General features: G+C 56.9%; 12 protein-coding genes. 5 read left to right on the top strand and 7 right to left on the bottom strand.

The genetic code is table 11. The features are described from left to right. Window positions 1–3: 3 nt before the first annotated feature. From HNQ64_RS10075 to HNQ64_RS10095, 5 genes are all read right to left on the bottom strand, one after another. Window positions 4–387, bottom strand: coding sequence for a hypothetical protein (locus HNQ64_RS10075; protein WP_184208077.1), 384 nt, complete (start codon window positions 385–387; stop codon window positions 4–6). Window positions 388–395: 8 nt separating this feature from the next. Continuing rightward, the gene (locus HNQ64_RS10080) at window positions 396–1,772 is read right to left on the bottom strand and encodes a hypothetical protein (RefSeq protein WP_184208080.1); all 1,377 of its coding nucleotides are present in this window, start codon (window positions 1,770–1,772) and stop codon (window positions 396–398) included. A gap of 18 nt (window positions 1,773–1,790) precedes the next feature. Continuing rightward, window positions 1,791–2,456, bottom strand: a complete 666-nt coding sequence (locus HNQ64_RS10085; RefSeq protein ID WP_184208082.1) for a c-type cytochrome — start codon at window positions 2,454–2,456, stop codon at window positions 1,791–1,793. Window positions 2,457–2,591: 135 nt separating this feature from the next. Beyond that, a complete protein-coding gene (locus HNQ64_RS10090) occupies window positions 2,592–3,182 on the bottom strand; it encodes a hypothetical protein (RefSeq protein WP_184208084.1) in 591 nt (196 codons plus the stop codon). A gap of 100 nt (window positions 3,183–3,282) precedes the next feature. Continuing rightward, window positions 3,283–4,449 carry an aminotransferase class V-fold PLP-dependent enzyme gene (locus HNQ64_RS10095; protein ID WP_184208086.1) on the bottom strand — a complete coding sequence of 389 codons (1,167 nt, stop codon included), beginning with the start codon at window positions 4,447–4,449 and terminating at the stop codon, window positions 3,283–3,285. Window positions 4,450–4,704: 255 nt separating this feature from the next. Here HNQ64_RS10095 and HNQ64_RS10100 point away from each other — a divergent pair, with 255 nt between their 5' ends. The 3 genes from HNQ64_RS10100 to HNQ64_RS10110 all read left to right on the top strand — a co-directional run bounded on the left by HNQ64_RS10100 (window position 4,705) and on the right by HNQ64_RS10110 (window position 8,606). Continuing rightward, window positions 4,705–6,552, top strand: a complete 1,848-nt coding sequence (locus tag HNQ64_RS10100) for a GreA/GreB family elongation factor (protein WP_184208088.1) — start codon at window positions 4,705–4,707, stop codon at window positions 6,550–6,552. 82 nt (window positions 6,553–6,634) lie between these two features. After that, the gene (locus tag HNQ64_RS10105; RefSeq protein ID WP_184208090.1) at window positions 6,635–7,297 is read left to right on the top strand and encodes a hypothetical protein; all 663 of its coding nucleotides are present in this window, start codon (window positions 6,635–6,637) and stop codon (window positions 7,295–7,297) included. 1 nt (window position 7,298) lies between these two features. Further along, window positions 7,299–8,606, top strand: a complete 1,308-nt coding sequence (locus HNQ64_RS10110; RefSeq protein WP_184208092.1) for an ABC1 kinase family protein — start codon at window positions 7,299–7,301, stop codon at window positions 8,604–8,606. A 3-nt stretch (window positions 8,607–8,609) separates the two neighbouring features. Here the strand turns inward: HNQ64_RS10110 and HNQ64_RS10115 are convergent, their stop codons facing one another. Continuing rightward, complete coding sequence (locus tag HNQ64_RS10115) at window positions 8,610–9,980, bottom strand: caspase family protein (protein WP_184208094.1); 1,371 nt, start codon at window positions 9,978–9,980, stop codon at window positions 8,610–8,612. 78 nt (window positions 9,981–10,058) lie between these two features. Here HNQ64_RS10115 and HNQ64_RS10120 point away from each other — a divergent pair, with 78 nt between their 5' ends. Further along, on the top strand, window positions 10,059–10,889 hold the full coding sequence (locus tag HNQ64_RS10120) for an NlpC/P60 family protein (RefSeq protein WP_184208096.1): 831 nt from the start codon (window positions 10,059–10,061) through the stop codon (window positions 10,887–10,889). A gap of 54 nt (window positions 10,890–10,943) precedes the next feature. Further along, on the top strand, window positions 10,944–11,603 hold the full coding sequence (gene ispD, locus HNQ64_RS10125) for a 2-C-methyl-D-erythritol 4-phosphate cytidylyltransferase (RefSeq protein ID WP_184208098.1): 660 nt from the start codon (window positions 10,944–10,946) through the stop codon (window positions 11,601–11,603). Window positions 11,604–11,611: 8 nt separating this feature from the next. Here the strand turns inward: ispD and HNQ64_RS10130 are convergent, their stop codons facing one another. After that, window positions 11,612–12,949 carry a Gfo/Idh/MocA family protein gene (locus tag HNQ64_RS10130; protein ID WP_184208100.1) on the bottom strand — a complete coding sequence of 446 codons (1,338 nt, stop codon included), beginning with the start codon at window positions 12,947–12,949 and terminating at the stop codon, window positions 11,612–11,614. Window positions 12,950–13,049 lie beyond the last annotated feature (100 nt).

The raw sequence follows: 13,049 nt of genomic DNA on the forward strand, positions 1-13,049 counted from the left end.
AAATCAGTTCGCAGGAGGAGTAACTGCTGGGGCGGCGGGAGCCGGAGCAGCAGGGGCCGGAGCGGCCGCCTGTTTCAGTTGAGTGGGAGAACCAGGGACAACCTGAGTGCTAGCGCCAGCGGGCTTAGCTTTCAGGGTTTCGAGGGTCTTGGCGAAGATAGCGGCTTTTTTCTCAGAATCCTTGAGGCCCATCTTGGTGATGAGTTCGTTTTGGGCCTTGAGAATTTCTTCCTTGTTAGCCAGGCGTTCAGGGGCACGTGGATCTTCAGCACCCTGGGTGGCAAAGGAAGCCTGAATGACGTAAAACAGCACGGCAAAGCTGGCGAATGCGCCAAGCACCCAAAGGAAGGTAGCTCCGGCTTTCGAAGGGGTAGCAATCGAAGACATGAAAAGAATCAGTTGATGACGTTGGCGGACTCGAGAAGGCGCGGGTCGCGGCAGGGGTAGAGACTGTAACGGGAAAGGCTGCGGAGGAAGACGAAGCCCATGGTGCCAACAACAGCAAACAAGGCAACCACGTCACCCACCCATGCACCATCCACCCACCAGCCGAGCCCCAAAGAAGGGCCACGTTCTGGGATGACGTTCCAGTAGATGTCCACCAAGTGCATGAAGAGAATCCAAAGGCAGATCAAGCATACTGCGACGGGGTTCTTCTTGCGAGGCTGGGAGAGAAGGAGGACGAAAGGACCGATGAAGTGGCCCACTACGATGAAGATGGACACCCAGCGCCAGCCTTCGGTGTTACGGGTCAGGTAGAAGCGTGTTTCTTCCGTGATGTTGGCGTACCAGATGAGGAAATACTGGCTGAAGGCGATGTAAGCCCAAAACACCGTGAAGGCGAAGAGCAGCTTGCCCATGAGGTGATAATGTTCTTCGGTGACGACTTGCTTCATGTAACCGAGGCCTTTGAGCCAGGTCACGAGGAGGATTGTGAGGGCCATGGAGGCCCAAGCGCAACCAGCGAAGATATAAACACCCCACATGGTGGAGAACCAAGAGTAGTCGAGGGTCATCAACCAATCCACGGCTGCAAAGGTGACCGTCAGGGCGTAGAAGAGAAGCCAGCGGCAGGAGAAAGTGCGGGATTTGATGGTGTGGGTGATGTCACCGTCCTGATCCTGCATGACCGACTTCTTGCGAAGCGTGCGAGCGATGTGCCAGAGGATGAAGAAGTAAAAAGCGAAGCGGAAATACCAAGCGTCCACATTCAGGTAGCCATACTTCTCTACCAGGATGTGGAGATGTGGATTGCTGAGGGAATTGTGATGAAGCTGATCCTTGATGGAGTGTGGAGCGTGGTGCTCATCGCCTTCTTCGTGTGCAGGGGCAGCGGCGGTTTCAGCGTGCTTGTCAGCGCCGGCGTGTTCAGACGCCACAAGCTGGGTTTTAGCCTCGCGGTGGTGATTCATCCACTCATACAGATGCGTCTGCACTTGAGGGAAGAGGAGGGGGATGCCCAGGAAAGCGAGCGGGAGGACCATGTTGGCCAATTGCTCCCAAAGACGACGGACGGCGACACCCCAGCCTGAGTTGGAGGCGCTGTGGAGGAGGATCCAGAAGCAGCCACCGCAGACGAAGGTGAAAGCAAAGAAGAAGGCGAAGAGCCAGCTGTAAGCAAAAACATCCGGCTTGGCAAAAAACATGTAGGCAGAGCCTGCGATGCCCAGCAAGCCAGCAGCCCCGAAGGCGCTGATAAGCTTGCCGCCTTTGGCGGTTTCGAATTTCTCACCGCCCGGAGGCAGGTCGTTGAATGTGACGTGGTGACTCATGCCTTGAAATGCCTGCTGTTACTGGACGGACACGTTGTTTTCCTTCACCGCCACCTGCATGGCGCGGATGTAGGCCACAATGGCCCAGCGATCTTGAACGGTGATGTTGCCACCGTAGGGGCCCATCAGTCCTTTGCCGTTCGTGATCACATCGTAAATGGCACCGTCAGCGCGGTAAGCGCCAGCATTGGCAGGGTCGGTGCTGCCGTTCTGGTGAAGATTGAAGGCGGTCATGATGCCGTACTTCGAGGTGATGCCCTTGCCGTTTCCGGAGGCACCGTGACAGACGGCGCAATAGATATTGAACTGACGCTCGCCGCGCTCAATGAGGGCTTTATTGAGCGTCACTTCCTGGGGAAGGCCGTCGCCATAATAGTCACCGATTTTTCCAGTGTTATAATAGTCGAGCCCGTTGGTGAAGCCATACTGCGGCGGCTTGAAATCAGGGGCGGAAGCAGGCTTGGCCGGGATTTCGAAACCCACTGGGACCGTACCTTTGACGGGGCGACGTGCACCGAGGCCATCGGCAAAGAAATCACTCTTGGCTTGATACTTCACTTTGGCCTGGTGGTCCATGTCTTGGAAGATTTCCAGGGGCGGCAATTCAGACTTGCTGCCACGTGTGCCAAAGGCAGCGACGACAATCGCGGCAACAAAGAGGTAGCTGAGGAAGAAATATTTCATGGAACGAGCTGGCGAGGGACGCCTGATCTGAGCTTGTGAAAAATTTCACAAGCATACGAAGATTAAAAACTCACGGTGACATTGCAAGGACGATTTCGATTTTCTCAGGGCTGAAAATCAGTGCTTCGGGCAGATTCACCGCACAATGAGCTTGAAAGCGGCCTGTCCTTGCTGGTCTTCGGAATTTGAGACCAGGAGCTGGCCCAGGTGATGACCCGTTTTCCAGGGAGCCCCATTGATGGGTTTGGTCTGCAAAAGATAAGCTCCGCTTCCCGCATTGCGAAAGGAACTGATACTGTTGCTGAAGGAGGCCACCTGTCCGGGTACTTCAAAGTGCTCCATAAGGGTGAAGTGGTTTTTATCCAATTCCGTCACGGGCCAGCCAGCACACGTTACGATGACCAGGAGATTGGCCGGGTGGGTATTGCCATTGGCCGCCAGGCCTTGAGAAGTCTGGACACTGACGGTCAGTGGCACCGTTTTGGGTAGGCCAGTGGGCGCGATTTCCTGAATCGCTGGAGGGGATGGACTGGCCGATGCCTCGTGGGCCGTTGGTCGTGTGGGGAGGAGAGGGGGGCGAATGGCTGGTTTGGCGATTTTCTTGGGGCCTGGTTGATTGGAAACTTTGCCGACTGGGGCCTTCGTTTTAACGACTGAAGATGGCTTCTTGCTGGTGGCAGCAGGTTTGACGCCCATGTTTTTATGAAGCAGCGCTTTTTTGGCCATATCGCGGAATTTCTAAATTTCCGGTTAGGCTATCCGAGGAGTGGTCGCTCTGTCGAGCTTCGTATTGGTCGTCCTTTCAGGGGGAAATGAGCGTGCTGGCTTAATCCGCCGGTGTGTCTGCGATGGCATCCACCACGCGGTCCATTTCTGCCTCGGTGTTGTAGAAATGCGGGCTGAAGCGCAAGTAGGGCTGGCCCGCGCGGTCAAAGCGCAGCGAGGGGCTGATTTTTTGGCGGGTGAGGTGATCGTAGATTTTCGCGACGGAGGGGCCGCTGCCTTCAGGCCGCCAAGCTGTGGTAATTCCCGAGGCGTTCGGCCCGGAGACGGGACCGAGAAAATGGAAGCCGAGAGGCTCCAGGCCCTGGACGAGCCGGGTTTTCAGGCGCAGTAGTTGAGCGCTGACGGTGGGGATGCCGTGTTCTAGCAGCAGTTCCAGCCCGGCTTTCATGCCGAGAATGCCCACGACATTCAGCACGCCTGGTTCATAACGGCGGCCACCTTTTTCAAAAGTGATGGTGTCCTGGGCGATGAAGTTGGGGCTTTGCACGTTCCAAGAGCCTAATAAAGTGGGCCGTAGGCGCTCCTGCACCTCTTCCCGCACATACACGATCCCCGCTGCCATGGGGCCCAGCATCCATTTGTGAGAGTCGGCAGAAAGGAAGTCCACATAGTCCACTCGGGTCTCGAAGGCCCCCAACGTCTGGATGGCATCGAGACAAAAAAGGACACCACGCGCCCGCAGCATCTGGCCGATGGCATCAATCTGAATGCGGTAACCGCTGAGAAAGTGGCAAGAGGCGAGGGCCACAAGTTTGGTCTTGGGCGTGAGCATGGCCTCGACCAATTCCGGGGTGATAGCTCCGGGCGCTTCCGGCTTTAAAAGCCGCACCACCACGCCGTGGCGGGCCAGATCTGTCCAGGGATACACATTGGCAGGGTAGTCGTCCTGGTAACACACCACCTCATCGCCTGGCTGCCAGTCTAGGCCATTGGCGACGAGGCTGAGGCCCAGGGAGGTGGGGCCGAGGAGAGAAATTTCGCTGGCTTTGGCCCCGAGCATCTGGGCGGCGATGACGCGGGTCTCATTCACGGCGCGCCAGGCTTCGGGAAATTCCTGCATGCGCAGGCAACTTTCCTCCAGGTAGTCCTGCATCACCTTCGTGACCCGGCGAGGTAGAATGGTAACGCCAGCATGTGCTAGGAAGATGCTATCGCGGGCGACGGGGAATTCGGCGAGGCGGGCATCTTCGGAGGGGAAAAGGGACATGCTTGATTTACGTCTGGGAAGGCTGCCAGTGCAAGATGATGGGTGCGGGTAGGAGAATCTAGGAAGCCAGATAATGAGCTTGGTTGAAGGACGGTCTAATCGCGAAAAAAACGGCACAAACGAGGCTGCAGGCCGAAATTTGGCCTCAAAATGGAAGGTTTATGACCTCCGGAGCCCCTTTTCCCAGCTTACCTAACAGCAAACGTCAAAGGTTTCCTTTGCTACGCAGCCTCAGCGCGCTAGCATCGCCCTCCCATGAATTCTGAGGTCCAAAACTTGGTCGCGGCTGGCAAACTCGCCGCCGCAGACGGCGAAAAATTATCGAAACTCGAACCCGGTACCTTCTGCCTGCATAAAAGCTGGGGTGTGGGAAAGGTCGCTGAATGGGATCTGCTCGGAGATCGCATCATTCTGGATTTCGAAAGCAAACCTGGTCACGGACTGAAGCTTTCCTTCGCTATCACGTCCCTGGAAATCCTGCCTTCAGAGCATTTGCTTTCCCGCCGTCACTCGGACCTCGATGGCTTGAAAGCTCTGGCCAAGGGCAAGGTGACCGAACTCATCGAACTGGCGCTGAAATCTTCCGGTAGCTCCATGTCTCTAGATGATCTAGAGCGTCTGTTGAAGCCTCGCATCGTCTCCGAAGCGGAGTACAAGAAGTGGTGGGAATCTGCAAAGAAGACTCTCAAAACAGCCCGTCACATCGTGGTTCCCTCCAAGCGCACCGAACCTCTGGTGCTGCGTGACAGTGCAGAAAAACCCGGTGGCGTGATGGTGCAGAACTTTCTGGCCAAGCGCGACCTGAAAGGCAAACTGGGAGTTTTGGCGTTGATCCAGAAAGACCTGGACCTGTTTGAAGATGCCGCCACGGAACTGAAACCAGTATTCCAAGACATTTCTGACACCGTTCGTAAGGCTTGGAAGCTGCACCTCAAAGACAGTCTGCAACTGCTGTTGGCTCGCGATGAATTGATTGACGCCATCGAAGGTGCTTCGGCCCCGATGGGCTCGATGAAAGTGGCTGACCTCGTGTGTGAAGCGCGTCCTCTTTTGGCCGAAAACATCGGCGGTTTGCCTGTCAGCCAACTTGGTCGCATGTACCGTGCCTTTCCTGAGGCGTTTCCAGAGCGTGTTTGGGTGCCGGAAATCCTCAATCATCTCACCCGCACCGGCGGCCGGGCTGTGGCTGAGATCGCTGTGGTTTTGGATGCCAATGGCGAGCTGGAAGTACTTTCGGAATTCCTCAAAAAATCTGTTCGTAACCGCACCCTGAGCGCGGATCTGCTGATCTGGATCTGCAAAGAACGCAAGGGCCTGGCCCAGTCTGTGTTCAGCATTGACCTGGGCAATGCCATCCTGGATGCCGTGGAAGATGACCATGTGCAGGGTGGGCCAAAACGCACGGGCCGCCTCAGCGATCAGCTTTCCGATGACAAGACGCTCATCCATGAACTGGTGGTGGATACGGATGACGAATCCCTGCGTAACTTTGCCAAGCGTCTCCTCAACAGCTCTGTTCTGGATGAACTGACCCGCCGCTCTTTGTTGGCGCGTGTTATCAAAGCCCGTCCGGAAATGGAGAGCTTGATGAGCGAAAACACGGAATCCCGTGAAGATAATCGCCTCATCGTTTCCTGGGAAAGCCTGGAAAAGAAAAAGGCCGAGCTGGATGAGCTGGCCAACGTCAAGATCCCGCACAATAAGAATGAGATTCAGATCGCGCGTGATGAAGGTGACCTTCGAGAAAACGGCGGTTATAAGGCGGCTCGTGAGCAGCAGGCGGTGCTGAACCGCATGAAGGACCAACTGGAGCGCGAAATCAGCCTTTCCCGCGGCACGGACTTTGCCAACGTGAATACAGACAAGGTCGGTATCGGCACGGTGGTGGATTTCCAGGACGTCGCGACGGGTGAAAACGAAACCTACACCATCCTGGGGGCCTGGGACGGCGATCTGGATCACAACATCGTCTCCTACCTGTCTGACATCGCTAAGGTGCTGATCGGCATGGCTCCAGGTGATGAAGCAGACATCCCGACTGAAGAAGGCACCGGGCGTAAGATCAAAGTCCTCGCCATTCGTGCGTTCAATCCTGCAGCCTAAGCTCTGCGAGATCTGACCGAGATTCATGAGAGAGGCGATGCGAAAGCATCGCCTCTTTTGCGTCAGGCGTATGTTGATCATCATGGATGACTCGCCGCCAGATTCACCGCCTCTCCGTCACCGCATTGAAGAAGCTTATTTGCACGAGCTGCGCTCAGAGGGCCGTGCCCCACTTTCCGTCTTTCGGTTTTGCCAAAATCTGGGCATCACGGAGCGAGAGTTTTTTTCTGAATACCCTTCGCTAGAGGCTGTGGAGCGGCACTGGTGGAAAGGCATGCTGGAACATGTGATTCATTCAGTGGAGAGCGGACCAGAGTGGTCTGGATTCACGGCTCGCCAGCGCACGCTGGCTTTTCTTTTCGCTTTTTTAGAAGCCTCTTTGGATCATCGCAGCCTCTTCCTTTTGCGTCATGGATTGAGCTCACCAGTGAAACCCGTGCCGGAATGGTCGGCTCTGGAAGATCGTTTTGATGTCTTTGCGCATTCACTCCTGCAGCATGGGAAAGTCCAGGGGGAGATCGTAAATCGCGGTCCTCTGACGGCGGCGTATCCAAAGGCTTTGCGGCTACTGCTGCGCAGTGTGGTAGCGTTTCACCTCAAAGATGACAGCCCGAAGTTTGAGCGGACGGATGCATTTGTGGAAAAATCTGTAGCGGTCTTGTTTGATCTTATTGGTCGCCAGGCCCTGGACTCTGGTTTTGACCTCATGCGTTTTCTTTTGCCGGGGGCGATGAATCGCGCCTGATATGGCTGCTCCCCCTACCCAGGACAGCATCCGTAGTACGCCCCTCACCCGCATGGCGGATCTGGCAGGAACGGGGGCGCGCGTGGGGATGAATTATCTCAAGTATTACGGTCAGCGCGCGGTGACTCCGCAGACCGCTCAACTTGCTTTGAGAGATGAACTGGACGCAGAGAATGCGAAGGCCGTTTATGACTCGTTTAGCCGCCTCAAAGGCGGTCCGCTGAAGCTGGCGCAGATGCTCAGCATTGACCAAAATCTGCTGCCGCCTGCCTATGCCAGCCAGTTTGCCCAGGCCCAGTATTCGGCTCCGCCGTTATCATGGCCCCTCGTTCGAAGGACCCTGGAGCGCGAATTCGGCCAACCTGTGGAGGCGCTGTATGATACCTTTTCCCGTGAGGCTGCCCATGGAGCTTCCATCGGTCAGGTTCATGTGGCCACGCGGGCTGGGAAAAAATTGGCGGTGAAGGTGCAGTATCCGGGCGTGGCAGAGTCCATGCGCAGTGACTTGCGCGTGGTGAAACCGGTCGCGCTCCAGATGTTTGGGCTGCGGGAGGAAGACATCGCCCACTATTTCACGGAGGTGGAGGCAAGACTGCTGGAAGAAACCGATTACGTCACGGAGTTGCGTCGTTCCCAGGAAATTGCCGTAGCCTGTGCCCCTCTGGAACGGGTGAGATTCCCTGCTTTTTACCCAGATCGCTGTTCCAGTCGGGTATTGACGATGGATTGGATCGATGGGCTGACCCTGGATCGTTTTGCTGCGAGCGATGCGACCCAAGAAAGTCGGAACCAAATCGGTCAGGCCTTGTGGGATTTTTATCAGCATCAGATCCATGTCCTGCACGTCTTCCATGCCGACCCGCATCCCGGGAACTTTCTGGTATCAGATGGCTTTTTGTACGTGCTGGATTTCGGCTGCACCCGCGCCATCACGCCCGAGTTTCATGCCCAGCAATTTGCCTTTTTGAACCCTGATTTGCTAGAGTCTGAAGCCAAGCTGGAGCAATCCTTGCGGGATATGGATGTGCTGCTGCCGGGAGATGGGGCTGCACAGCGAAAGAAGATCATGGATCTAGCGCGTGAATCTATCGAGGTGCTGACTCGACCCTTCCGAGCAGGTCGTTTTGACTTTGCCGATCCCTCCTTCATGCAAACGCTGTATGCCATGGGCGAGGCGAATCGTCAGGATCGAGAACTGCGGTCCCTGCGCGGGGCGCGTGGGCGGGCGGAGTCCGTGTATGTGAACCGGGCGTTTTTTGGCCTGTTTAGCCTGCTGCATCGGTTAGGGGCAGTGGTAAATACCCAGTAGCTTTCACTTCAATTTTTCCAAAGCTTCTTCCGCTAGCTTGCGGGCTTTGGGTTGATTGAACTTCGGGTTACTGGCGGCGGTAAAGTCGGCCCGCGCTTTTTCGTCATCTCCTACTGCCGCATGGGCGCGACCTCGGTTGTAGAGAATGTAGGCATCTGTGGGATCCAGAGCCAGGGCGGTATCGAAAGCAGCGATGGCTTCGGTTTCTTGGTCGAGGAGGAGCAGGGCATCGCCATGGCGATTGTGGGCCTTGGCTTGGAAGGCTTGATAGCTTTCGTGGGTGGCTGGCAGGCAGTGTGGCAGAGCCCGCAGCACTTGTAGGCAGGTGGTTGCTGCGGCTTCGACTTTCGGGTCTCCCGTGGTGGCGTCCTTGAGATTTTCTTTGGCCTGTTCCAGAAGTAGGCCCAGAGGTTCGGCTGCATAAGCTCCGGGGCCTTGGGCTTTAGCCACAGAAAGGAGGGAGTCGGCACATTCTTCAGCCATGCCAGCCTTGGCCAGATTGAGGATCTGAGTTTGGCTGGGAATGGCGGGAGTTGCGGCTGACATCACTGCAGCGGGGGAGGCCGAGGGGCCAGCGATGTAAATATCATCGCCGACCAAGCGAGAGTATTCCGCTGGAATTTGTCCGCCCTGAGAGCGCTCAAGAACGCCTGCACGTGTGCGTTTAAAGACTTGCTCAATGGTTAGGCCGGGTGTGCTCAGGTGCTTTAGCCACTCCTCGGTGTAAAGACCATTGGCTCCGTCACCATCCAGGGCTGTTTGTCCAGCATCCGTGGCAAAGGCGATGAGCGAACCTGCTGGAGGTTTCATTTCATTCAGCCCTCCCGGAGCTGTGGCATCTCGGGTGCGCCCGGTGCGGCTGAGGGCCGTGGTGCGGCAGGCATCTAGGATGACGAGATTGCACTGTGCCCCCGCGGTGCTCATGTCAGCCACGGCCTGCTCCACATTGAATAGGCGGGTTTCTGCCAGAAGACGCAGGCTGATGTCATCGGCTCCTTCTGGGTTGTAGCCGGACTTCAAAGGGATGAGGTAATTGGACCCTGCTACGGCGATGCCATGTCCTGCAAAGTAAAACAGGGCCACTTCTGCTCCAGCCAAAGTGCCGCGAAATTCCAGCACCGCTTTGAGCAATTGGTCACGAGTGACATTGTGCTTTTCGATGACTGCAAAGCCGAGGTCTCGAAGGGTTTTTGCCACGGCCTTCGCGTCGTTCGTGGTGTTGCGTAAGGGGCCGACGAGCGGTTCATAACGAGCGTTGCCGATGACCAGAGCCGTGCGGATTTTAGCTTCAGTCGCCGCTTGCAGAGGCAGGGATAATAGGCACAGGCCCAAAAAAAGGTGAATCCAGAGGTTCATACGCAGGGGGCGTGGCATGGCTGCCATTGCAAGCCAGAGACGAGCACAGTATGAAACAGCCTCGCACGGCGGCAAGCCTCAACGTTTTTCTATTCCATGCATCCCTCGATTGCTCTGCTTTCCATGATGGTTTTGAGCCTGGCTTCCTGCCAGACAGCGGTCCCCAAATCTGTGGCGCCAGAGCTGGTGCCGGGTGCTGCGGATGCCCCATCTCAGATCACGCCCACTGAATCGCTGGCACTTGCGGAGCGTTACACGACTCATCCGTGGCGGCCTTTTGCCCGAAATATTTTGCATGGGGAAGATGGTGCGGGAGTGCTTGTCCACACCCCGGATGCCAGTCTGAACGATCCCCCAGAGCGACCAGGTTGGTGGCTACCTGGGGAGGTGAATCGTGGCATTCCCTATAAGTGGGGTGGCTTTGATGATCCGGTAAGCTTTGACCGCTCCATCGCGCAGGGGGCCGCAGGTGGAGATGTCTCTTCTCCAGCGAAACGCCGAGCTGACAATGCAGCGGTCAGCGCAGCGGCGGCGGGCGTAGATTGCTCCGGGTTCGTCTCCCGCTGTCTGAAACTACCGACTGTGCATGACACCTCACAGCTTCCTTCCGTATGTTACCCTTTGGAGGCAGGAAACCTACGCCCTGGAGATCTGCTGAACATTCCCCGAAAACACGTTGTGCTTTGTGCTGGCTGGGCGCGGCCAGATAAAAGTTGGATCTACTATTATGAAACCGGCGGTGGTCCAGAATATTGGAAACCCGGGTTGAAGGAGGCCCCTCTAGCGGCCATGCTGGCCCTAGGATACCAACCTCTGCGCTATCGTGGCATGGCCTATGAGCCGACGACTTCAGGCAAAGAGGTGCTGACGCGTTCTATCCGCACCCGTGCGGCCACGGTGGCCGAACCGACGGTAGGGGAACCCTGAAATGGAGCGCAGGCTTGCGAGAAGCGGGCGAGCTCGGCATGGTGGGCGGCATCTATGACTTCTGCCATTATCGTTGCCGCGGGTAGTAGCCGCCGGATGGGATTTAACAAATTACTGGCCCCCTTAGCGGGTGTGCCTGTATTGCATCGTACGTTAGGCCAGTTTCAGGCTTGTGTGGAAGTGGGGGAGATTCTCGTTGTCGCGGGAGATGAGGTGCGTGCTGTGGTGGAAGCTTGGCGCGCGGAGTTTCCCAAATTGAAGGCCATTTTACCAGGGGGCGCTGAGCGTCATCTTTCCGTTTGGGCTGGGTTGCAGGCCTGCACGGCGGAGAGCGATGTGGTGGCGGTGCATGATGGAGCGCGGCCTTTGATTCATCCAGAGCAAATCACGCGCTGCATCGAGGCGGCACGTCGTCTGGCCGCTGTGGCCTGCGCAAGACCCATGACGGAGACGATCAAACGTGTGGATGCGGAGGGCCACATCACGGGATCCCTAGACCGCACGGGAGTGTGGGTGATGGAGACACCGCAGGTTTTCCAGCGGGATGTGCTGGTGCGGGCCTATGAAGCGGTGATTCGCGATTCTGCTTTGGTGACGGATGAAGTCTCCGCGGTTCAGCATGTGGGCGAGGTGGTCTCTGTGGTGGAAAACACCTCGCCCAATCCCAAGATTACCTTCCCGGCAGATTTGACTCTGGCGGAAAAGTTTCTCTAGGGAGCCGGTTAGATCTCTGTGCCGGGGCGATACTGGCGTTTCACCAGGGCATTGGCGGCCTCGCTATTGGTGATTTTGAGGGCGGGTGCATCCCATTTGAGATCTTCATTGGGGAATGCACTGGCGAGGCATCCCAGCAGGACGGCTTCCGTGAGCGGGCCTGCGTAGTCGAAGTTGGCGGTGGGTTTCTGGTTACCCCCTTTGAGGCAGCAGTCAATGAAGTCGGCCCAGTGGTCGCGAGGCTCCAGTTTAGGGTATTTAAAGCCGGTGAATTTATCTCGCGGGTAGAGCAGGGGAGTGCTGGTGTGGGGAGAAAGGAGGACACCCTCAGTGCCGATGTAAATGCTACCCTGGCCTGGGAATTTGGCGGGATCAGCTAGCGCCATGACCTCGGCTGGAGGCCGGGCATTGCCATCATACCAGGTGACCTTGACGGTATCGGCAGCGGTATGCGCAGTGCCTTTGAAGGTGTATTCCACCACGGCATCAATGGCCCAGTTGGTGGCATTCAGCGGAGCAGGGCCTTTGGATTTTACGCCGATCGGCGCGGCGAGATCCAGGGCACGAAACCAGCCGCTGAACATGTGGCAGCCCATGTCACCGAGGGTGCCTGTTCCGAAGTCACGGCGTTTGCGCCATTGGCCGGGGTGGTAATAGCCTTCGATGTAAGGGCGGTCAGTGGCGGTGCCCAGCCACTTTTGCCAGTCGAGCTGGGCTGGCACCGGGTCGGACTTCTGTGGCACGGGGTCCATGTCGCCCCAGAACTTGTTGGAGAAGGTGTGGACTTCTTTGACTTTACCGATGGTCCCCTGCTGGATGATGGCAACGGCAAGACGCTCGGTAAACGAGGATGAAACCTGGATGCCCATCTGTGTCATCACACCCGTCTCACGGGCCTTGAGCATGAGCCTGCGGCATTCATGCAAATTCTGCGCCAGAGGTTTTTGGCCGTACACGTGCTTGCCTAGTTCCATGGCCTTTAGGCCCATGGGGCCGTGCATGTGGTCCGGGGTGGAGACGTTCACGGAGTCAATGTTGCCCGCTTCCTTTTCGAGCATCTCCTGCCAGTCTTGGTAGCATTTGGCGTTAGGCCATTTTTTCGTAATCTGGTCGAACTTCCGCGTGTCCACATCGCACACAGCCGCCAGTTCCCACAGAGGGTGATTTGACATGGCGGTCATGTCTGCCATGGACATGCCAGCGGCACCGAAGGCTGCGTGGCGTAACTTGCCGTTAGGCGAGGCGGCCCGCATGCCTGTGGTGATGAAGGGGGCTGCAAAAAGGGAGCCGGTTGCTTGGGTGAGGAAGCGGCGGCGGGTGAGGCTGGCTGAGGGTGGATGTGTCATGTGGGTAGAGAGGTTTTACGGGCTTTAAGAGGTTGATCTTCAAAACAAAAAAGGCCGGATCTCTGGGGAAGAGATCCGGCCTCGGAGATCAAGGGGAGTC

Source organism: Prosthecobacter dejongeii (assembly GCF_014203045.1).
Classification (GTDB): Bacteria; Verrucomicrobiota; Verrucomicrobiia; order Verrucomicrobiales; family Verrucomicrobiaceae; genus Prosthecobacter; species Prosthecobacter dejongeii.